The sequence below is a fragment of the Flavobacterium chungbukense genome (assembly GCF_020805785.1).
GTDB classification, from domain to species: Bacteria; Bacteroidota; Bacteroidia; order Flavobacteriales; family Flavobacteriaceae; genus Flavobacterium; species Flavobacterium chungbukense.
Map to the genome: position 1 here is coordinate 98,157 of NZ_JAJGZV010000001.1, position 25,062 is coordinate 123,218.

Below are 25,062 nucleotides of genomic sequence, written 5' to 3' on the forward strand. Positions count from 1 at the left end.
GATTTTTGATTTTTGTTTTAAAGCTCCGATAATCAAGTTTTTAGTTTTGCTTTTAATTGTTGTTTTTAAAATGGAAAAAACATGAAATTTGTTAAAAAACAGTGAGTGTTTTAAAACTATTTCTTCTAAATATAAATTATTAATAATGAAACCATATTTTTGTGAGCAAAAAAAAAGTTATATCTATTTTACATGAAAAATATCCCTAGTAAAAAGAACTCTCTTCAACACGTTCTTTTTGGAAGCCTTATTGGTACCACAATCGAATTTTTTGATTTTTATATTTATGCCAATGCAGCAGTATTGGTTTTTCCTCAATTATTTTTTCCAAGTTCAGATTCGACGATGGCAACTTTGGAATCTTTAGCAACTTTTTCAATTGCTTTTTTATCTCGACCGTTAGGTTCTGCATTTTTCGGACATTATGGAGATAAAATAGGCCGTAAGTTTACTTTAGTGGCAGCTTTGCTTACAATGGGAATTTCAACCGTTACAATCGGATTTTTACCAAGTTATGAAAGTATTGGTGTTGCCGCGCCTTTGTTATTAATGTTATGTCGTTTTGGTCAAGGTGTTGGTTTAGGAGGCGAATGGGGAGGAGCCGTTTTATTGGCGATAGAAAATGCACCGCCAAATAAACGTGCTTGGTATGGAATGTTTCCACAATTAGGAGCTCCAATCGGACTGCTGCTTTCTGGTGGAACTTTCTTGCTATTAACTGATTCAATGAGTAATGAGGATTTTATGAATTACGGCTGGAGAATTCCTTTTATCGCAAGTGCACTTTTGGTTATAGTTGGTTTTTACATTAGAACTAAAATTACAGAAACACCATCATTCGAAAATTCTAAAAAAGAACAAGAAGAGGTAAAAATGCCATTTTTAGAATTGGTAAAATCATATAAAAATCAGCTAATTTTTGGAACCTTTGCTGCCATTACAACATTCTTGGTTTTTTATTTAATGACCGTTTTTACTTTAAGCTGGGCAACTTCAGATTTAGGCATTGTTAAAAGAGACGGATTGTTAATTCAATTGTTCTCGGTATTGTTTTTTGCTATTTTTATTCCAGTTTCAGCTGTAGTGGCCGATAAAATTGGACGTCGTAAAATGCTAATTCTGGCTACAGCTGCGATAGCCATTTTTGGGTTTTTCTTTTCATACTTTTTAAGTTCAGGAAATATTGTCTTAGTCACTATTTTTGCTTGTATTGGAATGTCTTTGATGGGATTTACATATGGACCTTTAGGAACTTTTTTATCCGAATTATTTCCAACAACAGTTCGTTATTCTGGAGCTTCTTTGACCTTCAATATGGCTGGAATTCTTGGAGCAGCTTTTGCGCCAATGATTGCCATTTGGTTAGCTAAAACATATGATGTAAGCTATGTGGGCTTTTATCTAGTTATTGCCGCACTGATATCTCTAGTTTCTTTTTTGGTGATTAGTAAAGACGAGCATAAGTTTTAAATTGAAAGAATCATTATTAGGTTTTATAAAAAAGTCCGCAGGGTAAATACACTTTGCGGACTTTTCTTTTTATCTTTTTAAACTAAAATGGCCTCTAAATTCTTTGCCATCTAATCTAATGGCTGTAAACCAATAATCTGTTGCAGGTTGAAGCTGACCTATGAAAGTTCCATCCCAAGAGGTATTAAGGCCTAATTCTTTTAACAGTTTTCCATATCGGTTGAATATTTTAATTCCTGTACCTGGTGCCAAATATGCCGAATCTATTGTCCAAAAATCGTTGAAGCCATCACCGTTCGGGGTAAAGAATTTTGGATAGGGAAGTTCTTCAGCAAAATTGATACAATCACTATTTTTGGCTTCAAGAATACTTATTGTAACAGGTATTCTATCACTTTCGCAATTATTGATAGTTTGTGTAGCATAATATGTTATTCTATTTTCAAGAAGTGTTGATTCTGAAATAGCAATATTTGAAAACTCATTTTCATACCATTTGATATTTTGTCCCGAAATTACAATATCACTTATTTTAGCATTCTTTTGGCTGCAGTATATTTGACGAGAATCTGCAATTGGAATTGGAGTGTCTTGTACTTTTACAGTTACAGCTAATCTTTCGCTTTCGCAATTGTTTAATGTTTGCGAAACGTAATAAACAGTATTTTGCAATAATGTTGTTTCAGGTAAAATGTTTCCGTTTGTTGGAGAATTGTACCATTTAATATTCGTTCCTGCTATATTTAAATCTTCTAAAATAGCAATCTCATCAATACAAAATTGTTGGTTGTTATTTCCAGTTGGTAATGGTGTATTGTAAATTTTTACTAAAATTGGAGTTCTGTCTCCTTCGCATCCAATTGTTTGAGAGGCATAATAAGTTCGATTATCTTCTAATAAAGTTGTATTTGGTAACGGTGCCGCAGAAAAATTGGTATCGAACCATTTGATATTTTGTCCCGTTATTTGAATATCATTAAGAGTTTTGTTTTCTTTCTTACAAAAAGATTGCTCTGGATTTCCCGATGGAGCAGAAGGTGTATTGATAATTGAAACAGTAATCCCAAATCTAGGACTTTCACAATTATTTACGGATTGAGAAGCATAATATGTTTTTCCGTTTTCTAAAGCTGTTGTTTCAGGTAATAAATTACCATTGCTTAATGCATCGTACCATTTTATTGAAGTTCCTATAATTTGAAGATTTGAAATCGTAGGATTTAGTCCGGTGCAAAATGGTTGATTTGAGTTTCCTGTTGGAGGAAATGTAACCTGAATATTGATTTTGACTGGAACTCTTTCGCTTTCACATCCATTAATGGTTTGAGATGCATAATAAGTTGCGTTGTCTTGAAGTACAGTTGTGGTCGGTACAAGAGTTCCTCCCGTTAAGTTGCTGTACCATTTTATATTTTGTCCAGTAATTTGAATGTCATTCAATCCTGCATTTTGATTAACGCAGAAAGTTTGTAGAGGATCTGCTGTTGGTAAGGGCTGGCTGGTAATTATAATGGTTTGATTTTGTGTTGATGAATTACCGTTTCCATCATTATAATTCCATACAATAGTATAAGTTCCAGGTGAAGAGTAAGATAATGGACTTGTAGTTGTTCCTGTAATTTGTCCAGCGCAAGCATCTGTTGCAGTTGGAATTGTGGTTATGGAAGTAGAACAATCTCCTGTTATAGATGGTAGATTCGTAACATTTGGAACAGGTTTTTCAATGTCTCCAATAACGACATTTATTTTTTTTGTATCATCGCAACCGCCTGTTCCAGTAATTAAACAACTATATTCTCCAGTATTGGCAGACGTTGCATTTGGAATTGTCGGATTTTGATCTGTTGATGTAAATCCGTTTGGTCCAGTCCATAAGTAGTTAGTTCCTCCTGAGGCTTTTAATTCTAAGGTATTGCCTATGCAGACTGGGGAATTGCTTGATGCTATTGGATTTGATAGACAATCTAGAAACTTAGCTAAATATACGTTATAAAGCCCTCCAACCGAGTTTAATGAATAATTTTCCTGATGTGCACCAGGGGTAGAAATACCAGACGAACTTTGAGTGTTTCCTACCAAATAAATATTATCTAAACGATCTAAAGAAATTTTATTGTTTACATCTGCAGCTCCATTAGTGCCTTCGCTGGCATTTCCTCCATAATATGTGCCCCATTCTCTTTGTCCATTTTCGCTAAGTTTAATCATATATGCATCTCCATATTGGGGTGTTATAGAGTATGCATCAGCAGTAGCAATTCCAGATTTTAAACTAGTACACCCTTCTATTATAATCTTGTCTTTAGAGTTTACAGCTAGATCTTGAATAATTTCCCCAAAATATGTTCCCCAAACCAGATTTTGCGAATTGATATCAAATTTGGCAATATAACTACTGGTTCCAAAATTCATTGGCAGATCAATAAAATTTTCATTGAAAGTATTGATGCTTTTTAAATTATTATGATCGTTTGTAGTACCGATAAAATATAAAAACTGACCTTTTAGGGTAGATTTGTCTATTAAACTAAATGTTGATCCATTAAAGTATCTTCCCCAAATTTGTTGTCCCTCCAAATTAAATTTTGAAATCATTCCTGAAACAAAACCAACTAAACTATTAGTAGTTGATATGCCAGAAGTACTACTTGTTCTTCCCGTTACATACAAAAAGCCATCGTCAGAAATGTTAGCAGAAAGAATTCGTTCATCTCTTTCTCCTCCATAATAAGTTCCCCAAACCCTCACTCCTTGTGGTGTAAATTTTGCAATAAAAGCGTCATCTCCATAATAATCATCAGCATGTCTAGGTTGATAGGCATCTGTAGAAGCAATATTATTAGAACTCATGGCCATACCAACTAAATAGGTGTTATTTTGTGCATCTATTGCAATATCATATCCTATATCCATATAATCGCCTCCATAAAAAGTTGCCCATTCTCTATTTCCAGAAGAATTAAGTTTTACTAAAAAGGCATTAAAATAATATCCTTTAGATTCAGGTTGGTGGGATCCAGGTGTTGCTATTAAGGAATTATTAATATTACTGCCTACATTTACACTTCCGGTAAAATATAAATTTTCATTTTTATCAACTTTTATAGCCGTCGGAACTGCAGCGTAATAAGTTCCCCAAAGTCTAACACCATTTGCATTAAATTTAGCTACAAAGCCATTTCCATAAAAATGAGCATAATAATATTCTATATACCCACCATTAGTTGCAATATTTGCAGTACTCCAAGTATATCCTGAAAAGTATACATTGTTGTTTAGGTCGTTACAAATGGCAGTTGAATACTCACTATTATTTCCAGCATAATAAGTTCCCCACAATCTCACAGGCACTGGATCAATAATCACAGTTTTATCAGAAACATTATTTGGAGCATTAAACCCATAAACATTCTTCTTAACTTTGGTATAACCAACTGCTAATTCTTTTTTACTTCCCCCATCTTCAATCCAGCTCGCAGGAAGCGTTTCTTCCATTTTCCCAAAGCGAACATTCATCTGAATCTTATTATCAACTAAATCAGTTTCTGCACCGCTAAATTTTAGTTTTATGTCAGAGATTTTTCCCTTAGGATGAATTACAAAATTATATTCAACCGTTTTTTTGGGATCATCGGGAATTGTAAAAACAACATCAATATTGGGATAGATATTTTTATATGTAATTTGCTTGTATTGATGAACTCCAGTAACTCCTTCAGGTCTATTCGGAATATTATAATAGTTGTCAAAATCAGCTGATTTTTGTTCCGTAATTAATTCAACTTTAGAATTGGAGTTTACAAAATCAATATCTATTCGATGGAAAACATATTCTAGATTAAATTCTTCTTTTACTTCATTGTCTTTTTCAGGAGTTAAATAAGGAAGTGTTTTTGCAGTTGTAGAATGAATGATAGGCGTCTTTTTTACTTCATAAACATCGTAAGAAAATCCATTTTTCTTTAATTGAACATTTAATCCATTTGTATTCAATAAATACTTTACAGCAGTATTTGGTTTTCCATTTTGATCGACAATTTGCCCTTTATTTTCTTTGAAACCAATAGATTGATTTTTATTTTGTGAAAATAAGTGAACAGTAATAAGGAAAAAAATAAAAAGTAATTTTTGTTTCATTTGAGTAATTTGGTCAGTGACAAATGTAATTAAATGTTTACAATTTCAAATCAAAAAATGAAATGCTAAAAAGTCCCTAATAACCCGTATTTTTGCAAAAAAATAATTCCTTTTGAAAACGAAACTTTTTGTAATTACGCCTCCATTTACACAACTGAATACACCGTATCCGGCAACGGCCTATATAAAAGGTTTTCTAAACACTAAAAATATCGAATCGGTTCAAGCAGATTTGGGTATTGATGTCATTTTAGAATTGTTTTCGAAGAAAGGATTAGAAAGTTTGTTTCAGTCCAACAACCAACAACCAATAACTGACAACTGCAAAAGAATTTTTGCTTTACAAGATGAATATATCAAAACTATTGATTCTGTAATTCAGTTTTTGCAAGGAAAAAACCCAACTTTGGCATTACAGATTTGTCAAGAAGATTTTCTTCCAGAAGCTTCTCGTTTTGCGCAATTAGAAGAACTCGATTGGGCTTTTGGAACAATGGGAACGCAAGATAAAGCAAAACATTTAGCCACTTTATATCTCGAAGATATTTCGGATTTTATCGTAGAATGTGTCGATGAAAATTTTGGATTTAGCCGATATGCAGAGCGTTTAGGACGAAGTGCCAATTCTTTTGATGAATTGTATAATGAGCTTCAAAAAGAGCCAACTTATATCGATTCGATTTTAATTTCGCTTTTGAAGGCTAAAATTGAAGCCGTAAAACCAACTTTGTTTTTAATTTCTGTTCCTTTTCCTGGAAATTTATACAGTGCATTTCGATCGGCACAGTGGGTAAAACAAAATCATCCCAACATAAAAATCTCAATGGGAGGTGGTTTTCCAAATACTGAATTACGATCCCTTTCAGACAAACGTGTTTTTGAGTTTTTCGATTTTATTACTTTAGATGATGGAGAAGTTCCAATTGAAGAATTAATTTTTCATTTAGAAAATCCCGATTCGGATTCTTTTAAAAGAACATTTCTTTTAGAAAATGGAGAAGTAGTTTATAAAAACAATTCTTTAAAACACGATTATAAACAAGCTTATGTGGGAACCCCAGATTATTCTGATTTGCCTTTAGATAAATACATTTCAGTTATTGAAATTGTAAATCCGATGCATAGAATGTGGAGTGATGGACGTTGGAATAAGCTCACAATGGCACATGGCTGTTACTGGGGAAAATGTACTTTTTGTGATATTTCATTAGATTATATAAAAGTATACGAACCCGTTGCTGCAAGTTTACTTTGCGATAGAATAGAAGAATTAATCGAAAAAACAGGCCAAAACGGTTTTCATTTTGTTGATGAAGCCGCACCGCCAGCTTTAATGCGTGCTTTGGCTCTTGAAATTTTAAAAAGAAAACTCGCTGTAACGTGGTGGACAAACATTCGATTTGAAAAAAGCTTTTCTAAAGATTTATGCCTTTTATTAAAAGCTTCGGGCTGTATTGCCGTTTCTGGAGGTTTAGAAGTAGCTTCTGATCGATTGTTGAAACTGATTGATAAAGGCGTTACGGTTGAACAAGTTGCAAAAGTAACCCGAAATTTTACCGAAGCTGGGATTATGGTTCATGCGTACTTAATGTACGGATATCCGACACAAACCATTCAAGAAACGGTTGATAGTTTAGAAATGGTTAGGCAATTGTTTGAAGCCGGAGTTTTACAATCTGGATTTTGGCATCAATTTGCGCTGACAGCACATAGTCCGGTTGGATTATATCCAGAACAATTTGGTGTAACCAAGAAAACAGAAACAATTGGAACTTTTGCTAATAATGACATCGAATATACCGATGCAACAGGAATAAATCATAATAAATTTAGCTTCGGATTAAAGAAATCACTTTTTAATTTCATGCACGGAATCTGTTTTGATTATGAACTTCAAGATTGGTTCGATTTCAAAATCCCGAAAACAAAAATTCATCCCGATTTTATTTTCGATGCACTTCAGGAGCAAAATGATTTTAATACAAAACCAAATGCAAAAGTAGTTTGGCTTGGCGGAAAACCTTCAGCAGAAATCTTTACAAAATCAAAAAAAGGAAGAAGTTGGGAAATGATGGTGCTAACTTTTCATGATAAAAAAGAAAGTTTTGACATTCAAACCAGTAAAGAAGAAGGCGAATGGCTAATTTCAATTTTGTCAAAAATAGCTGTTTCAGGTTCTAAAAGCTATACTTTTCAGGAAGTTAAAAACGACTTCGAAACTTCTTTAGAAGATTTTGAATTGTTTTGGTATTCTAAACCAATAAACACGCTACGCGAATTTGGATTATTAGTTTTGTAATTTAGTATTCCAAACATTCACCATCATTCGGAATCGCAGTTTTACTTAAAAGTCCATGATCTGCAAGTGCAGTTCTCAATTGTAGCCTTGTAGTCGGGCAATGGTTTAAAGCTTCTAAGTGATTAGCGATTACTTTTCCTGGAGCAAGAGTTACAAATTTTAAAATGTCGTCCATTCGCATTAATAAAGGCTGTCCGAAATCTAATCTTGCAGTGCCACAAGCCACAGTAGAAATGTCTGGTTTAAATTGGGTTAGAACTTTTTGTACATGTTCTGTAAAAATGGTGTCAGAACTAATATAAATAGACTTTTCGTTGGCCAATTCGATAAGAAAACCCATTACATTTCCCATCAATTTTGCAATAAATCCGTAACCGTGAATAGCCGGAATTCCAGTTATTTTTCCATCCAAAAATAATTGAGGCTGCCAATATTCTAAAGTTTGAATAACACTCAATCCTCTTTGTACTAGAGCTTTTTCATCTTTAGAACTGCAAATTACTGGAATACTTTTTCGTCGTAAAAAAACTTCACCTGCTTTATCAATATGATCTGGATGCAAATGTGTAATTAGGCAGTGCGTTACTTTGCTTAATATTTCACGGCTGTTTTTAGGCAGCGCAACCAACGGATTTCTTTTAGGTTTGTATCTGAAAATAGTAAAAGGCGGAATCGTTTTTCTTTTACCTAACATAGGGTCAACTAAAATGACATGCTTTTCTGTTTCAATCACCAAAGTGGCATTTCGCAAATGATGTAATTTCATATCCAAGAAAATTAGATATTAAAAATACAAAGTTTTTCGAAAATTAATTTACAGATTTTTCTTTATTTTTAACAAGATTGTTATTAATTAATTTTATGCATTTACAAGAAGGTTTTCACACCTATTTTATTTATATTTTGACAAATAAAGCGAAATCTGTTTTTTATGTCGGGGTTACCAATAATTTAAAAAAAAGAATAATGAAGCATAGAGAAAATATTTTGCTGGAAAGCAAAACTTTTGCTTCAAAATATAATGTTGAATTTTTGCTTTATTATGAAAAGTTTACTTGGATTCAAGAAGCAATTTCGCGAGAAAAAGAAATCAAAGGCTGGAGAAGAGAAAAGAAAATTGCTTTAATTAAAACTATGAATCCTGAATTGGAATTTTTAGACTATTAATTGAAGATAAAGTCTTTAAAGTCTAATATGTCATTTCTAGGAACGAGGAATCTCCGTAAGTAGCTCACCAAAGATTGGAATAACTTTGTAGAATATTGTCGCGGAGATTCCTCCTCCGTCGGAATGACAAAACTTTGCGGTTACTATCTGTTTAATTACTTAATTTCAAGTTCAGTATGTCATTCCGAGGAACGAGGAATCTCCGTAAGTGGCTCACCAAAGATTGGAATAACTTTGCGGAATATTGTCGTGGAGATTCCTCCTCCGTCGGAATTACAAACCTTTGTGGTTACTATATGTTTAATTACTTAATTTCAAGTTCAGTATGTCATTCCGAGGAACGAGGAATCTCCGTAAGTAGCTCGCTAAAGATTGGAATAACTTTGTGGAATATTGCCGTGGAGATTCCTCCTCCGTCGGAATGACAAACCTTTGCGGTTAGTATATGTTTAATTACTTAATTTCAAGTTCAGTATGTCATTCCGAGGAACGAGGAATCTCCGTAAGTGGCTAACCAAAGATTGGAATAACTTTGTGGAATAACTTTGTGGAAAATTGTCGTGGAGATTCCTCCTCCGTCGGAATGACAAACCTTTGCGGTTACTATATGTTTAATTACTTAATTTCAAGTTCAGTTTGTCATTCCTCGGAATGACAAACTGTAAGGTTACGGAACTCAGGAATGTTTTTACCCAATAGAAAACCTAAATCCAATTCCGTGTAGGTTTTCGATTGAAATTCCTTCCTCATTGGCAAGAATTTTTCGCAGACGAGAAATAAAAACATCTAAACTTCTTCCCATAAAATAGTCATCCGTTCCCCATAATGAGGTTAAGATTTGTTCTCTTTTTAAAACAGAATTTTTATGATCTAGAAATAACTTCAATAATTCTGCTTCACGCTGTGTTAGTCCTACTTTTTCTTCATCATTATAAAGAATAAAATTTTTGGTGTCAAATTGATATTTTCCTACTTCATAAATCGTTTTTATTGCGGGAATATTTTTCTGCGAACGCTTTAAGAAAATTTCAATTTTCAACAATAATTCTTCAATACTAAAGGGTTTAACCAAATAATCATCGGCACCCAAACGCAGACCTTTTATTCGATCTTCTTTTAATGTTTTAGCCGAAAGGAAAATAATAGGAACATCAACATCTATTTTACGAATGGCTTCTGCCAATTGAAAACCATCCATTTTTGGCATCATAATATCAAAAATACAGATGTCAAATTCCTCTTCCTCAAAAATTTTCAATGCCGCTTTTCCGTCCGAGCAATGTATAACTTCATAATTGTTTTGCTCCAAATTATCTTTGGTTAGAAACGCAAGGGTTTCATCATCTTCAGCATAAAGTATTTTGAAATTTCTCATTTTTTATTTGGGATTGACAAGGTTATCGTAACACCTTTTTCAGTATTATTTTCGGCTTTTATTTTCCAGTTCTGCAAATTGCAGATTTCTTTTACATAATATAATCCAAGGCCAAATCCGTTCACTTCATTGCTTTTTTCATTTTGAACGCGATAAAACTTATCAAAGATAAATGATATTTTTTTAGAATTTATACCAATTCCGTTATCAATAAATTCTAGTTTTAAACAATTATTTTCTTCTTTAAATTTAATGGTAATTTCAGGTTTTTCGTTACAATATTTTACAGCATTGTCTAATAAATTATACACTAAATTGGCAAAATGAAATCCATCAGTTTCTATTAAATATTCATCAGAAACAGTTTCAATCTTAACTGAAGCTTCAGGATATTTCAATTTAATATTTGAAATAGCTTCTTCAATAATCGGAATAATCAGAATGTTTTCTTTTTTTAATTCTAAAGGAGTGTATTCTGATTTAGAAATATTTAGAATTTTCTCGATATGACTGTTCAATTTATTACTCTGATTGATGATAATATCGGTATAAGTAAAAAGTTTTTTGTCTTCTTTAATCGGATTCTGTTCAATTAAATATTTTGAAGCGATAAGAATGGAAGCTAATGGTGTTTTAAATTCATGCGTCATATTATTGATAAAATCGCGTTGCAACTCGGAATATTTTTTCTGTTGCAAAAGCGTAAAAATCGAATAAACGTAAATCAGTAAAATTAGAATCAAAGCTGTCGAAAGTATAAACCAGAATCGCATCGAACTAAATAAATAAGTGGTTTCGTTAGGAAAGCGAACAGCGAAGTAGTAAACTAGATTTTTATGTTTAGGGAAATAAACCGTTTTTTTGCATTCCGCTTTTTTCTTAGAAAGAGAAACATAATCGCCATAAACCATTTCATCACTTTGGCAATTGTACATCGCATACTCGAAATCCGTTGTGATATTCATTTTTTTGAATTCTGTTTTTAGATAAAACTCTAAAATTTCAGGTTCAAATTCATTGTCAACATTTACTATATAATAGTCATTTGATATTTTCTGTACCGGATTTTGTGCAGGAAGTTCGTGATTAGTTCCCTCATACAATTTTTTAGCCACTTCCAATAAAGCAATATGGGCTTTCTGACTCAGTTTTTTCTGTTCAATCGTAAAAGCCTCTTTTGTCCAAAGCAATTGTGCCACCAAAATACTGATTATGGCTACCAATCCTAAGAGAATGATGCTGTTGAGTTTATTAATTTTCAAGAATAAAGGATTTTGAGAGTGTAATATTAATCAATTTTAGCCTTAAAACAGCCGATTAACAAGTCATTAACAAACGTTTGAAACCAGTTAACAGCGATTCCTTTTTGTCTGAATTACCTTTGTAATATCAAATTGAACTATAAACCATTTTAAATATATCTGTTATGAAAATGATCAAAATTTCTATGTTAGCTTTAGCTCTTGGCTTAATGTCTTTTTCGGCAATTGCTCCAGTACAATCTTTAGTTTCTGAAACTAAAATTTCGGCAACTACAGCTTCTACAATTGTTTGGAAAGCAGAAACAATTGATGTAGGACAAATTCCACAAGGAACTCCAAAAGCAATTGTTTACGAGTTTAAAAATACAGGAAAAACAGCGGTAGTAATTACAAACGTTCAAGGATCTTGCGGATGTACTGCTACAGATTACACAAAAGAACCAATTCAGCCAGGTAAGTCTGCAAAAGTTACTGCAACTTACAATGCTGCAAATAAAGGTGCTTTTACCAAAACAGTTACTGTAACAACTAGTGCAGAAACTACTCCAAAAATCCTTACTTTAAAAGGTACGGTTATTTAAGAATTTTAATAGGTTGGTTATATGGCGAAAACTCCAGACAAGAAATTGTTTGGAGTTTTTTATTTGCAGTGATTCGATTTTGATTTAATAGAATTTTTTTTACTTTTAATAAAAATTCCTACTTATGAAAATTTGGTATACGCCCTTTATTGCAGTTGTTTTTTTGATGGTTTTTTCTTGTAATTCCAAAGCAGATAAAAAAGAGGAAAAGGCAATAAAAAAAGAGGAAAAGATTCCAGAATTAAAACTTACAATAGATACAGCACGTATCGCAAAGTTTTACGAAAGTTATCCTAAACTGTCAAAATTTAAGACCGATGTAACTTCTTTATATCAGAAAAACAAATCGACTCAATTATGGCAGGATAATAAAGGAGTTGTAGAGTTTGGAAACACTTTGTTCAATCAATATAAAAATTTGGATCAAGAAGGATTAAAAGCCAATTATCCTTATAAGGAAGAACTTAATTCCGTTTTTGAAAATAATCCGACTAAAAAATTATCCAAAGAAGATACCGATTTATTGCTTTCGAACTTGTATTACTATTATGCGGAGAAAGTGTATGCTGGTTTTGATGAAAAAACAAGTATTTCGTTAGAATGGCTTTTGCCTAGAAAAAAGTTCAATTATCAAGTGCTTTCAGATTCTATTTTTAAAAAATCAACCATTTTGGATGATAAGAAAAAAAAGATGTTCAGCCAATATTACAAGCTTCGTGATGCTTTAAAAGAATACAGAAAAATTGAAAAAAATGGCGGATGGAAAACTATTGAAGTTGGTGAAGATTATGAATCTTTAAAAGTTGGCGATTCATCAAATGTTGTGGCTCAGATTAGAGAAAGACTTTTTGTAACTAAAGACATTAAGGAAAATACTAAAAGTCCTATTTGCGATACGACTTTCATAAAAGCAATTAAAAACTACGAAATTCATCACGGTTATACGCCGAAAAACACCATTTTGTTAGAACATATTAAGGATTTAAATATTCCTGTTTCTGATAGAATCAAGACCATTATTGCGAACATGGAGCGTTGCCGTTGGATTGATCCCGAATTAGAAAAAGGTCAAAAATATATTGAAGTTAATATTCCAGAATTTAAATTATATATAATCGAAGATGGAAAAATTGCTTTTACTTCTGCAGTTGTGGTTGGAAGAGCGATGACAAAAACAGTTATTTTCAGCGGAATGATGAATAACATTGTTTTTAGTCCGTATTGGAATGTGCCGCCGAGTATTATCAAATCTGAGATTAAACCCGGAATGGCCAAGGATAAAAACTATTTGCAAAAGAAAAATCTGGAATGGAATAATGGAGCTGTTCGTCAGCTTCCTGGGAAAAATAATTCTTTAGGTTTAGTGAAGTTTTTATTTCCAAATTCAAGCAATATTTATTTGCACGATACACCCTCAAAGAGTTTGTTCGAGAGAGAAAGTAGAGCGTTTAGTCATGGTTGCGTACGTGTGGCAAAACCGCGCGAATTGGCAATTGAATTACTAAAAGTAGATCCGCAATGGAATCCTGCGAGAATTGACAAAGCGATGCATGCCGGAAAAGAAAGCTGGTACACACTTAAGAAAAAAGTTCCAGTTTATATCGGTTATTTTACCGCTTGGGTAGATCGTGACGGAAATTTGAATTTCTATAAAGACATTTACGGAAGAGATGAAAGTCTTATCAAACTCTTAACGGAGGAATAAAATTAAGTTTGCCACGAATTACACCAATTTCCGCGAATTAATTTATCTGTACATGCAGAAAAAAATTAGTGAAAATTAGTGTAATTAGTGGCAAAAAAAAACTATTTACTCAAAACATCAATACATTTATAAAAACGTTTAGTATAGTGTTCTGTGTCAAGTGCTGTTATCGTAACTTGTTGCGCTTTTCCTGAAGAAGCGTGAATAAATTTTGAATGCATTCCGTTGGCTTCGCAGATAATTCCTAGATGTCCAACGATAGTTCTGTCTTTATATCCGTAGAAAACTAAAATATCACCAACTTTAAAATCTTCTGGTTTTAAAGCTTTTCCTAAATTTTTATAACCGCTTGAACTTCGCGGTAATGTCATTCCGAAATTGCTGAAAACATAACTTACAAAACCAGAACAGTCAAAACCTTTTTTGGGATTACTGCTAGCGTATACATAAGGTGTTCCTAAATATTTTTTGGCATAAACGATGATAGAATCACGATTAATTTCGGTCTCAATCTTCGTATTTTGAACTACTATTTGCGGTTCTTTATTTTTTAGAGTGAAAGAGGAAAGTAAAATAATAGGGAACAAAAATAATAGTAGGCGTGATTTCATTTTTTTAGTCTTAAATATATATTCAAACGCTAAATATAAACTGTTATTTCATTTGAAAAAGAACGGAAACACCCTAAAAAGTACAAATAAGCATTTGTTGAGCTTTAAATGATGTGTTTATGTGGTGTTTTTTTATTGCATTTTGACATTTTAGTATCTTTCTGTATAATTCATTTCAAATATATTTGTGAATCGTATTTATATTTAACAAATTAATTATGTTTCCCAAAAAAATAGCTCTTTTAATTTTGTTTTTGATGATTTCACTCTTTTCGACTTCACAAACTCAAAATTCAAATAAAACTTTTTTATATCAAGGTAGAGTAGATCAACTTCAAAATGATAATGTTATTTTAATCGGAACAGCCGCTTCTGTTTCTTTTAATTTTACAGGAAAAGAATGCTCAATATCGCTTCAAAGCGTTGATTCTTATGAACATCATAATTATGTTCAGTTGGTTTTGGATGGAAAATATATTGGAAAAATTAGAATTGAAAAAGTTGCAGCTCAATCTTTTCCAATAAAAGTAACTTCAACTAAAAAAGAGCATCGATTAGAAATCTATAAGAATACAGAGGCACAAAGCGGAAATGTTTTATTTGCTGGAACAACGGCAAAACTAATTCCAATTTCATTTAAAAAGAAAAAGAAAATCGAGTTTATTGGTGATTCTATTACTTGCGGCGCAGCAAGCGATCCGTCTGATATTCCTTGTGATAAAGGAGAATATATGGATCATCATAATGGTTATTATGCTTATGGGCCAACGCTTTCAAGAGCAATTGGTGTCGATTATTTAATGAGCTGTGTTTCTGGAATTGGAATGTATCGAAATTGGAATGATGAAAACAAAGATGAAGCCATAATGCCAGATGTTTATCCCAATTTATATTTAACAAAAGATGCTTCAAAACCTAAATATGATTTTGCTTTTCAGCCCAATATTATCAGTATTGCTTTAGGAACAAATGATTTTTCTGGCGGAGATGGGAAAAAAGAACGTTTGCCTTTTAATCCAGAAAAGTATGTTTCGAATTATATCAACTTCATCAAAATGTTGTATAAACATAATCCGAATGTGCAGATTGTAATTACAAACAGTCCAATGGTTGGAGGAGAAAGAGGAGTTGTTTTTGAAGATTGTCTTAAAAAAGTAAAAGCAGCCTTTGATTCTGATAAAAAACATAAAGCTATCAAGATTTTTAAGTTTAAACCAATGACACCAAAAGGTTGTTCTGGACATCCTGATGTGGCAGATCATAAAATTTTGGCAGAGGAATATGCTCCATTTTTAAAGAAATTACTAAATGAAAAATAATATATATAAGTTTGTTTTCTTTTTATTGATTTCCAGTACTATGATGGCAAACGTTTCGCTTCCGAATATTTTTAGTGACAATATGGTTTTACAGCGCAATTCTGAAGTGAAAATTTGGGGTTGGGGAAATCCAAAAGAAGAAATTAAACTGGTTTCTGGCTGGAACAATCAGGAATATAAAACGGTTGCCAATAATCAAGCAAAATGGGAAATTATAATTAAAACTCCAGAAGCGGGTGGTCCTTTTACTATTTCGATAAAAGGATATAATGAAGTGGTTTTAAAAAATATTTTGATCGGAGAAGTATGGCTTTGTTCGGGACAATCGAATATGGAAATGTCAGCAAGTTGGGGAATTGACGATGGCGAAGAAGAAGCTAAAAATGCGACTAATCCGAACATTCGATTTTTTACAGTTCCGAAATTAACAGCAGAAAATCCGCAGAATAACTTATTGGGAAATTGGACAGAATCTACTCCCGAAACGATGAAATATTTTAGTGCTGTCGGTTACTTTTTTGCCAAACGCCTTCGCGAAGAGTTGAAAAATGTTCCAATCGGATTGATTTCTTCCAACTGGGGCGGAACTCCGGCTGAAATCTGGATGCCGGCAGAAGTTGTAAATAACGATGCGGTTTTATTAGAAAATGCCAAAAAACTAAATGAACAAGAATACGGACCAAGACAACCTGGACGTGCTTATAATGCCATGATTCATCCAATTGTTGGCTTTAAAATCGCAGGAACGCTTTGGTATCAGGGAGAATCGAATGTGGGTTCTTTGGTTTATGATAAAACTTTAGGAGCACTAATTACTTCATGGAGAAAAGAATGGAAAGACGATTTTCCATTTTATTATGTTCAGATTGCGCCTTATAAAACAGGATCGAATAATTTCTCTAATGTAACAGTTAGAGATTCGCAGCGAAAATTATTAAAAGAAGTTTCAAAAACAGGAATGGTCGTGATCAGCGATATTTCGGATACAATAGATATTCATCCAAAAAATAAAAAATCGGTTGGAATTCGTCTAGCAGATTTAGCTTTGGCTGATACTTATAAAGTAAATATAAACTTGGCAAATAGTCCACTTTTTAAAAGTTTTAAAATCGAGAAAAATAAACTTATTGTTTCTTTTGATTACGCTGACGGATTATATTTTAAAAATAAAGTTTCGAATCAATTTGAAGTTGCGGGTACCGATGGAGTTTTTTATCCTGCCGAAGCTTCAATTAAAAATAAGGAAGTGATTTTGACAAGTAAAAAAGTTGTTAATCCAGCAAAAGTGAGGTTTGCGTGGGGAAATACAACACAGTCGGATTTGTTTAACAAAGCGAATTTGCCTGCTTCTTGTTTTACGAGTGAATTTTAGATTTTAGAATGTAGATTTTTTGGCCACAGATTTTACTGATTGAATAGATTAACACTGTTTTTTTGTTTGGGTTTGTCAGGCTGAGCGATCCCGAAGCTTCGGGAGAAGTTCCGCAAATTTTGTCATTTCGACTGAAAGGAGAAATCACACTAGAAACTCCGCACCGGATGTCGCCAAACTTTGTCGAGCTACTTGCGAAGATTTCTCCTTACGTCGAAATGACAAAACTGTGAGTTGAAAAATAAAAACCAAAAACGCTCTTTTGAAAACGATTTGCGTGAGGGATAGAAGTGGAAAGCCCACAGCCATGAGGAACGAACAGGCGAGGACTTGAAACGGATAGCCCGACCCGGAGGGACACGCCCAAGAAAAACTTAGAATCTTAGTGCCTCAGAACCTTAGAATCTCAAAGAAAAAACTAACTAAACCACATATGAAAAATAAAAAAATAATATTTATTGGGGTCTTTTCCCTTTTTACGATTGGAAATATGAATGCACAAAAAAAGCCGTATCTAGATAAAAATAAAACTGTTGAGCAACGCATCGATTTGCTTTTACCGTTAATGACGTTGGAGGAAAAAGTTGGCCAGATGAACCAATACAACGGTTTTTGGGATGTTACGGGACCAGCGCCAAAAGGCGGATCAGCCGAATTGAAATATGAACATTTAAGAAAAGGATTAGTCGGTTCGATGCTGACAGTTCGTGGCGTGAAAGAAGTTCGTGCCGTACAGAAAATTGCAGTTGAAGAAACTCGTTTGGGAATTCCGTTAATTATTGGTTTTGACGTAATACATGGTTATAAAACGTTAAGTCCAATTCCGTTGGCAGAAGCGGCGAGTTGGGATTTAGAAGCGATTAAAAAATCGGCGGCAATTGCGGCAGATGAAGCTTCGGCATCTGGAATTAACTGGACTTTCGGACCAAATGTTGACGTTGCAAACGATGCGCGTTGGGGACGTGTGATGGAAGGTGCAGGAGAAGATCCGTATTTAGGAAGTAAAGTGGGTTATGCACGAGTAAAAGGTTTTCAAGGGGAAACAGTTGCAGATTTAGCAAAAGTAAATACGATTGCGGCTTGTGCGAAACACTTTGCGGCTTACGGTTATGTTGAAGCAGGTTTGGAATATAATATTGTAGATATCAGTAATTCTAAATTATACAATTCGGTTTTACCTCCTTTTAAAGCGACTGTAGACGCAGGAGTTCGTACGTTTATGAATTCGTTTAATACCTTGAATGGTATTCCTGCAACTGGAAATGCCTTTTTACAAAGAGATATATTAAAAGGAAAATGGAAGTTTGACGGATTTGTAATTTCTGATTATGCTTCGATCCGCGAAATGATCGCTCACGGTTATGCAAAAGACGAAGCCGATGCAACTGCAAAAGCGGTAATTGCTGGTTCTGACATGGATATGGAATCGTATTTGTATGTGGCGAAACTGGTTGATTTGGTAAAATCAGGAAAAGTTAAAGAAGCTTTGATTGATGATGCTGTCCGCAGAATTCTTCGTGTGAAATTTGAATTGGGATTATTTGATGATCCGTATAGATATTGTGATGAAAAGCGCGAGAAAGAAGTTGTTGGAAGTAAAGCCAATAACGATGGAGTTTTGGATATGGCGAAGAAATCGATCGTTTTATTGAAGAACGAAAAGAATTTGCTTCCGCTAAAGAAATCTGGACAAAAAATCGCTTTAATTGGTGCTTTGGCAAATGATAAAAACAGTCCGCTAGGAAGTTGGAGAATTGCTGCTTCTGATGATACTGCAGTTTCTGTTTTAGAAGGAATGCAACAATACAAAGATAATAAGCTGACTTTTGAAAAAGGAGTTGATTTATTGAAACAAAAAGCAACTTTTTTAACAGAAACAGTTTTCAACACCACAGATAAAAGCGGATTTGAAGCGGCAAAAACAGCAGCAAAAAATGCCGATGTTGTCGTAATGGTTTTGGGTGAATACGGTTTTCAAAGCGGGGAGGGAAGAAGCAGAACTGATTTGAATTTACCAGGCTTACAGCAGGAATTATTAGAGGAAATTTATAAAGTAAATCCGAATGTAGTTTTGGTTTTAAATAACGGACGTCCGTTGAGTATTCCGTGGGCGGCAGAAAATGTTCCGGCAATTGTAGAAGCTTGGCATTTAGGAACGCAGACTGGGAATGCAGTTGCGCAGGTTTTATACGGAGATTATAATCCTAGTGGGAAATTGCCAATGTCGTTTCCTAGAAATGTGGGTCAAGTACCAATTTATTACAACAAATACAGCACAGGAAGACCAATTGACAGCGATAAAAATGTTTTCTGGTCACATTATATGGATGTGGAAAAAACGCCTCAATTTCCGTTTGGTTTTGGTTTGAGTTATACAAAATTCGATTACAAAAATTTGAAAGTAAATAAACCTGCTTTCGCAAAAGGAGAAAAAGTTGAGGTGAGTGTTGAGGTTACTAATTCTGGAAATTATGATGGAAAAGAAGTAGTTCAATTGTATATTCATGATGAATTTGCGAGTATCATTCGTCCAATAAAAGAATTAAAAGGTTTTGAATTGGTAAATCTGAAAAAAGGAGAAACCAAAACGGTAAACTTTACTTTAACAGATAAGGAACTTGGTTTTTATGACAACGAAGGAAATTATTTAGTAGAACCAGGAACTTTTAAAATCATGGTTGGAGGAAGCTCTGATAAAGGTTTGCAGAGTGGGTTTGAAATTAAAGAATAGGTTTTTTAGTAACAAAGTAACAAGGTAACAAAGTAACAAAGTAACAAAGGGTCAAAGTTTTTAATCTCGCAAAGACGCAGAGCCGCAAAGTTTAGTTTTTAAAAATAAGATTGAATAGCGTCCAGCTTTAGCTAGATGAAAATATAAACACAATCGAAAGGGCTTTAGCCAAACCTACAAAGTTTGGCTAAAGCCCTTTCTTATTCAAAATCTTATTCCCCTAGCTGAAGCTAGGGGCTATTCAAAAGAAACTTTGCGGCTCTGCGTCTTTGCGAGATTAAAAAAAGAATAACTTTTAAATTCATATCTTTTGATATTTTTCTACCTTTAAAATCTATTAAAACTCCAACTTTTAAATTAAAAAAATGAAATACAACAGATGTGGAAAAAGCGGTTTGCTGCTTCCAGAAATTTCTTTAGGATTATGGCATAATTTCGGTTCGGTTGATAATTTTGAAAATGCAGAAAGTATTGCCATTGAAGCTTTTGATAAAGGAATTACACACTTTGATTTAGCGAATAATTACGGCCCGGTTCCAGGATCGGCTGAGGAAAATTTCGGTAAAATATTATGGCATAATTTTCAAGGAAATCTGCGCGATGAAATCGTGATTTCTACCAAAGCAGGTTACACGATGTGGGACGGACCTTATGGCGATTGGGGTTCTAGAAAATATCTTTTATCAAGTTTAGATCAGAGTTTAAAACGAATGAATGTTGATTACGTTGATATTTTTTATTCACACCGTCCAGATCCTGAAACACCGATTGAAGAAACGATGATGGCTTTGGATCACGCTGTTAGAAGCGGAAAAGCTTTGTATGTCGGAATCAGTAATTATTCGGCAGAACAGACTAGAGTTGCTGTTGATGTTTTAAAAGAATTGGGAACGCCGTGTTTGATTCATCAAGCAAAATACTCGATGTTGGAACGTTGGGTTGAAAATGGTTTGTTAGATGTTTTAGAAGAAAAAGGAGTAGGATGTATTGCTTTTTCACCTTTGGCACAAGGACTTTTAACCGATAAATATTTAAACGGAATTCCTGAAAATTCACGTGCCCATAATCCAAACGGACATTTGAAAGAAGATGAGGTGACGCAGGAGCGTATTCAGAAATTAATTCAGCTGAATGAAATTGCTCAAAACAGAAATCAGTCTTTGGCACAAATGGCTTTGGCTTGGCTGCAAAAAGATAAACGAATTACTTCTGTTTTAATTGGGGCGAGTTCTGTAAAACAATTGTGTAATAATATTGATTGTTTACAGAATACGGATTTTTCGCAGGATGAATTGAATGCGATTGAAAAGATTTTATCTTAATTGTGAATTGTGAATTGTAAATTTTGAAAACGCATAATCGTAGAGACGCACGGCAGTGCGTCTACGTGTGGTTTACGTCCAAAATATTAAATGCGACAGTCCCGGAGCCTCGGGATAAAATCTGTCGCGTTTTGTGTTTTCTATAAAACCAACATTTAAACTGGACTGAAGTCCAGCTCTACAATATAATTTGTTCCTTCGGAACGCAAAAGAGCCTTTGGCTCGATCCATATTGTAGGGCTGGACTTCAGTCCAGGTTAGTTTAAATTATAATAGGAATCTACTTTATAATCATCGCCAATCCACCGCCGCCTGCCAAACGATATTTTAATTTCGTTGTCGAATCAACGGTAACAGTTTCTTTTTTATAATCGGTTGCGGCTTTGTCGGCATTTAAGCCATCTGAGAAAATTTCTGCTTGGAATTTTTTGCCTTTTTCAAGGAAAGAAAAATCAATAGTAATATCTCTGGAATCCCAATTTGTGATTGTGCCTAAATACCAAGTATTTCCTTTTCTTCTAGCAATTGAAACATATTTTCCAACTTCTCCATTTAGCGCAACAGTTTCATCAAAAGTGGTTGGGATTTTAGCAATAAAATCAGTGCTTTCTTGTTCTTTCATAAATGCTGTCGGACTGTCTGCCATCATTTGTAAAGGCGCTTCAAAAATCGTGTAGAGTGCCAATTGATGACATCTTGTTCCCTGGCTCATTGGAGTAGAATGACTTGGTTTAAATTCACTTTTCGTTGCATTTCGCATCGCACCTGGCGTATAATCCATTGGACCAGCCATCATTCTGATAAAGGGAATTGTGGTATCGTAAAGCGGGACATCATCGTTTGGTGTCCATTTATTGTTTTCAAGACCTTTTACGCCTTCAAAATTTAAAATATTGGGATATGTTCTCTGAATTCCAGTTGGTTTGTACATACCGTGAAAATCAATGATCAATTTATGATTGGCTGCTTTTTGCGCGATATCATAAACAGAATTGACCATTTTAGCATCGTCACGATCTATAAAATCAACTTTGAAACCTTTTACGCCCAGCTTTGCATAATTGTCAAAAACGGCTTCTGTTTTGTCATTTATTGCCATCCAGGAAGCCCACAAGATAATACTGACGTTTCGTTCTTTCGCGTAAGCGATTAAAGCTTCTAAATCGACATTCGGATTGTGTTTCATAATGTCGGTTTCAACGCTCCAACCTTCATCCAAAACCACATATTCAACTTTGTTTTTAGAAGCAAAATCAATATAATATTTATAAGTTTGTGTGTTGATTCCCGCTTTAAAATCTACATTGTAAATATTCCAGTCGTTCCACCAATCCCAAGCTACTTTTCCGGGTTTTATCCACGAAATGTCTTTTATTTTGGAAGGTTCGGCTAATTTCTGAATCATATCGTTATTGGCTAAAGCCGCATCATTCTCAGCAATTACAATAGCTCTCCACGGAAAAGTTCTTTTTCCTTTTGTTTTTACTAAATAATCGGCTCTTTCGGTAATTAATTTGTTGAGGTAATTAAATCCACCATTGGTTTCTTGAATTGGATATTTAGAAAAACGAGATTCAAAACCTGTTTTGGTTTTATTGTTCGTCACAAATAATCCTGGATAATCTTCTAAATCAGCTTCCAGAAAAACAGCTTTTTTATGATTTTTATAATCAATTAAAAACGGTAAAAAAGCTAAAGTATCTTTAGAAAATTCGCTTATTTTTTTGTTTTCATAATGCGATTCAAATGAAGAAATAAATTGATCTTTCGGATTTCTTAAATCTCGAACATAAGGCATCAAAGTGTTGTAATCTTGATCAAAGTTTAAAACTACTTCTTCTGATTTTACTGTAATATCTTTTTTCTTTTTGGTAATAAATCGATACGCAGCGCCATCATCAAAAACTCGATATTCGATGCTGAAATCATTTTTAAATTTTAAAACCAATTGATTGTAATTGTTTTGAACTGATTTCTTTTTGTATAAAGGTGTTTCAAAAGAACTATTTATTGCTTCTTTTTTTGAGTTTACAACAACTGGATTTTTTCCTAAAACACTATTTCCGTCTAAAGTTAAAGACATTTCTGATGGCGCTAAAATCAAATCTTTTTCATGCGAAATTGACCATGAAATTTTATCATTTACTGCAATTTTAACTTCGATTTTTCCGTCGGGAGATTTCAGAATAAAGTCTTGTTTCTTTTGTGAAAAAGAGATGTTCAGAAATAAAAAACAAAATAGAATAAATGTATTTTTCATATGGATGTTTTTAAACCATATAAGTGATATAAGTTCATTTAATAAGTTTGGCTTTTAAACTTTGTACTACAATGAACTTATATCACTTATATGGTGAAAGAAAATTAGTTTATTTTTTATTCAATTCTGAATTGTATTTTTTTACAATTTCTAGAGTTGATTTATCTCCATTAAAAACCGAATTTAAACCTTGAGGTTCTTGCGGAGGATCTGTTGTAAGTGGTTCTCCAGGATTCCATTTTCCGTCTGGACGAATTGCTTTTCCTTCTCCACCATATCCCCAGAAATTGGCTGCTTGCAATGGCCCTCCATTTTTATGACTTTCTGCAACTCTTCCAAAAATATAATTATAAAACTGATCGCGATAAACAGAAGGCGCTCCCGCATTTAAGTTTTCATTTTCTCTCGGAAGACCAAATTCCTCAATAATAATAGGTCTTTTTAAATTGTTGGCAACCTTAATATGATCGTCAATATATTTTCCGGCATTTTCAATTGTTTTTGGCATTGTTGCTTCTGCGTTATCTGCTTTAAACCAATTCCAGTTTTTTGGCCAGATGTGCATCGTCAAATAATCGATATTTGGATTTTTGTGCGTTCTTTCGAAAATTTCCATGCTGTCGTTTGAACTGTTTTTTCCTTCAGAACCAGTCGAAACCAAATGATTTTTATCTAAGCTATCAATTAAATCTACAATATTGTTGAGCCATTTGGTGAATTTAACTTCATTTTCTACTGTAAAAAGGCGAGGTTCATTTCCAACCTGCCACGACATAATCGTATTGTCTTCATTGTATTTCTTTTTAGAATAAGCGTTTGTTCTTTCAATAATGAATTTCACGTGTTTATTCAAAGCTTCCATACAAGGTTCACAACTATGAAACTGTTCTGTATACGACATAAATTGCGGCCAAGTATTTGGTGGAATCGCAGGAACCGGAACTGGACCTTTGCCATTCCATTCTAGATATTGCGACATTCCGCCCGACCATTCCCAGTTATTGGTTAAATACAAAACGGCGTACATATTACGTTTGCTCATTTCGTTGATTAAAAAATCTAGTCCGTCCAATAAATCTTCGTCGTATTTTCCTTGTTGATATTGCAATGCCGGACGAACGGTAAAATCGTATTTTCCGCCATCGCCTCCAACCAAAACACGAAGATTATCAATTCCGTTTTTCTTTAATAAATCCAGTTCGCGCAAAAGTCTTTTTCTGTCTCCGACTTTTTTAGAAGCCAATAAACTTCCGTACCAATAATTGGTTCCAATATAAGAATACGGTTTGTCGCCTTTGTAAAATTGGTTTCCTTTTACCGTAATTTTTTCTTGTGCCTGACAAGCAATTGTAGAAAAAATCAAGGCTAGAGAAAGCGTTTTTAAAAATCTATTTTTCATAATTTATTTTTTTTTTAGTCATTGCGAGAAACGAAGCAATCTCGTCTAGTAT

General features: G+C 33.6%; 16 protein-coding genes. 9 read left to right on the forward strand and 7 right to left on the reverse strand.

The features are described from left to right. The first annotated feature begins 192 nt into the window (after window positions 1-192). The gene (locus LL966_RS00510; RefSeq protein ID WP_229349153.1) at window positions 193-1,470 is read left to right on the forward strand and encodes an MFS transporter; all 1,278 of its coding nucleotides are present in this window, start codon (window positions 193-195) and stop codon (window positions 1,468-1,470) included. Window positions 1,471-1,539: 69 nt separating this feature from the next. Here LL966_RS00510 and LL966_RS00515 read toward each other — a convergent pair whose 3' ends face one another. Next, complete coding sequence (locus LL966_RS00515) at window positions 1,540-5,607, reverse strand: DUF7948 domain-containing protein (protein WP_229349155.1); 4,068 nt, start codon at window positions 5,605-5,607, stop codon at window positions 1,540-1,542. Between the two features lie 112 nt (window positions 5,608-5,719). Here LL966_RS00515 and LL966_RS00520 point away from each other — a divergent pair, with 112 nt between their 5' ends. Further along, window positions 5,720-7,906, forward strand: a complete 2,187-nt coding sequence (locus tag LL966_RS00520) for a B12-binding domain-containing radical SAM protein (RefSeq protein WP_229349157.1) — start codon at window positions 5,720-5,722, stop codon at window positions 7,904-7,906. A gap of 1 nt (window position 7,907) precedes the next feature. Here LL966_RS00520 and LL966_RS00525 read toward each other — a convergent pair whose 3' ends face one another. After that, on the reverse strand, window positions 7,908-8,672 hold the full coding sequence (locus LL966_RS00525; RefSeq protein WP_229349159.1) for an MBL fold metallo-hydrolase: 765 nt from the start codon (window positions 8,670-8,672) through the stop codon (window positions 7,908-7,910). A gap of 95 nt (window positions 8,673-8,767) precedes the next feature. Between LL966_RS00525 and LL966_RS00530 the strand changes: the two genes are divergently transcribed. Further along, the gene (locus LL966_RS00530) at window positions 8,768-9,073 is read left to right on the forward strand and encodes a GIY-YIG nuclease family protein (protein WP_229349161.1); all 306 of its coding nucleotides are present in this window, start codon (window positions 8,768-8,770) and stop codon (window positions 9,071-9,073) included. A gap of 688 nt (window positions 9,074-9,761) precedes the next feature. Here LL966_RS00530 and LL966_RS00535 read toward each other — a convergent pair. Together LL966_RS00535 and LL966_RS00540 are read right to left on the reverse strand one after the other, a co-directional pair. Beyond that, a complete protein-coding gene (locus LL966_RS00535; protein WP_229349163.1) occupies window positions 9,762-10,448 on the reverse strand; it encodes a response regulator transcription factor in 687 nt (228 codons plus the stop codon). Beyond that, entirely contained in the window at window positions 10,445-11,710 is a 1,266-nt protein-coding gene (locus LL966_RS00540) for a sensor histidine kinase (protein WP_229349165.1), read from the reverse strand. The genes LL966_RS00535 and LL966_RS00540 overlap by 4 nt, the downstream gene beginning before the upstream one ends. 164 nt (window positions 11,711-11,874) lie before the next feature. On the opposite strand from LL966_RS00540, the gene LL966_RS00545 reads away from it, so the two are divergent. Together LL966_RS00545 and LL966_RS00550 are read left to right on the forward strand one after the other, a co-directional pair. After that, window positions 11,875-12,291, forward strand: coding sequence for a DUF1573 domain-containing protein (locus LL966_RS00545; protein ID WP_229349167.1), 417 nt, complete (start codon window positions 11,875-11,877; stop codon window positions 12,289-12,291). A 124-nt stretch (window positions 12,292-12,415) separates the two neighbouring features. Continuing rightward, a complete protein-coding gene (locus tag LL966_RS00550) occupies window positions 12,416-13,996 on the forward strand; it encodes a L,D-transpeptidase family protein (protein ID WP_229349169.1) in 1,581 nt (526 codons plus the stop codon). Window positions 13,997-14,097: 101 nt separating this feature from the next. Here LL966_RS00550 and LL966_RS00555 read toward each other — a convergent pair whose 3' ends face one another. Next, window positions 14,098-14,607: a C40 family peptidase gene (locus LL966_RS00555; RefSeq protein WP_229349172.1), complete on the reverse strand. Its 510-nt coding sequence runs from the start codon at window positions 14,605-14,607 to the stop codon at window positions 14,098-14,100. Window positions 14,608-14,864: 257 nt separating this feature from the next. On the opposite strand from LL966_RS00555, the gene LL966_RS00560 reads away from it, so the two are divergent. The 4 genes from LL966_RS00560 to mgrA all read left to right on the forward strand — a co-directional run bounded on the left by LL966_RS00560 (window position 14,865) and on the right by mgrA (window position 21,351). Then, on the forward strand, window positions 14,865-15,926 hold the full coding sequence (locus tag LL966_RS00560) for an SGNH/GDSL hydrolase family protein (RefSeq protein WP_229349174.1): 1,062 nt from the start codon (window positions 14,865-14,867) through the stop codon (window positions 15,924-15,926). Beyond that, on the forward strand, window positions 15,916-17,298 hold the full coding sequence (locus LL966_RS00565) for a sialate O-acetylesterase (protein WP_229349176.1): 1,383 nt from the start codon (window positions 15,916-15,918) through the stop codon (window positions 17,296-17,298). The genes LL966_RS00560 and LL966_RS00565 overlap by 11 nt, the downstream gene beginning before the upstream one ends. A gap of 433 nt (window positions 17,299-17,731) precedes the next feature. After that, window positions 17,732-20,029: a beta-glucosidase BglX gene (gene bglX / locus LL966_RS00570; RefSeq protein WP_229349178.1), complete on the forward strand. Its 2,298-nt coding sequence runs from the start codon at window positions 17,732-17,734 to the stop codon at window positions 20,027-20,029. Window positions 20,030-20,394: 365 nt separating this feature from the next. Beyond that, window positions 20,395-21,351 (forward strand): L-glyceraldehyde 3-phosphate reductase, encoded by a 957-nt coding sequence (mgrA, locus tag LL966_RS00575; protein WP_229349180.1) that lies wholly within the window; start codon window positions 20,395-20,397, stop codon window positions 21,349-21,351. A gap of 280 nt (window positions 21,352-21,631) precedes the next feature. Here the strand turns inward: mgrA and LL966_RS00580 are convergent, their stop codons facing one another. Continuing rightward, on the reverse strand, window positions 21,632-23,611 hold the full coding sequence (locus LL966_RS00580; protein ID WP_229349182.1) for a glycoside hydrolase family 97 protein: 1,980 nt from the start codon (window positions 23,609-23,611) through the stop codon (window positions 21,632-21,634). A gap of 109 nt (window positions 23,612-23,720) precedes the next feature. Further along, window positions 23,721-25,010, reverse strand: coding sequence for a glycoside hydrolase 5 family protein (locus tag LL966_RS00585; RefSeq protein WP_229349184.1), 1,290 nt, complete (start codon window positions 25,008-25,010; stop codon window positions 23,721-23,723). Window positions 25,011-25,062 lie beyond the last annotated feature (52 nt).

Excerpts from the sequence above, each read along its gene's own strand:
- LL966_RS00565 (WP_229349176.1), top strand. The coding sequence starts at position 15,916 with ATGAAAAATAATATATATAAGTTTGTTTTCTTTTTATTGATTTCCAGT.
- LL966_RS00515 (WP_229349155.1), bottom strand. The coding sequence starts at position 5,607 with ATGAAACAAAAATTACTTTTTATTTTTTTCCTTATTACTGTTCACTTA.
- mgrA (WP_229349180.1), top strand. The coding sequence starts at position 20,395 with ATGAAATACAACAGATGTGGAAAAAGCGGTTTGCTGCTTCCAGAAATT.
- bglX (WP_229349178.1), top strand. The coding sequence starts at position 17,732 with ATGAAAAATAAAAAAATAATATTTATTGGGGTCTTTTCCCTTTTTACG.
- LL966_RS00585 (WP_229349184.1), bottom strand. The coding sequence starts at position 25,010 with ATGAAAAATAGATTTTTAAAAACGCTTTCTCTAGCCTTGATTTTTTCT.
- LL966_RS00525 (WP_229349159.1), bottom strand. The coding sequence starts at position 8,672 with ATGAAATTACATCATTTGCGAAATGCCACTTTGGTGATTGAAACAGAA.
- LL966_RS00555 (WP_229349172.1), bottom strand. The coding sequence starts at position 14,607 with ATGAAATCACGCCTACTATTATTTTTGTTCCCTATTATTTTACTTTCC.
- LL966_RS00530 (WP_229349161.1), top strand. The coding sequence starts at position 8,768 with ATGCATTTACAAGAAGGTTTTCACACCTATTTTATTTATATTTTGACA.
- LL966_RS00545 (WP_229349167.1), top strand. The coding sequence starts at position 11,875 with ATGAAAATGATCAAAATTTCTATGTTAGCTTTAGCTCTTGGCTTAATG.
- LL966_RS00550 (WP_229349169.1), top strand. The coding sequence starts at position 12,416 with ATGAAAATTTGGTATACGCCCTTTATTGCAGTTGTTTTTTTGATGGTT.
- LL966_RS00535 (WP_229349163.1), bottom strand. The coding sequence starts at position 10,448 with ATGAGAAATTTCAAAATACTTTATGCTGAAGATGATGAAACCCTTGCG.
- LL966_RS00560 (WP_229349174.1), top strand. The coding sequence starts at position 14,865 with ATGATTTCACTCTTTTCGACTTCACAAACTCAAAATTCAAATAAAACT.
- LL966_RS00510 (WP_229349153.1), top strand. The coding sequence starts at position 193 with ATGAAAAATATCCCTAGTAAAAAGAACTCTCTTCAACACGTTCTTTTT.
- LL966_RS00580 (WP_229349182.1), bottom strand. The coding sequence starts at position 23,611 with ATGAAAAATACATTTATTCTATTTTGTTTTTTATTTCTGAACATCTCT.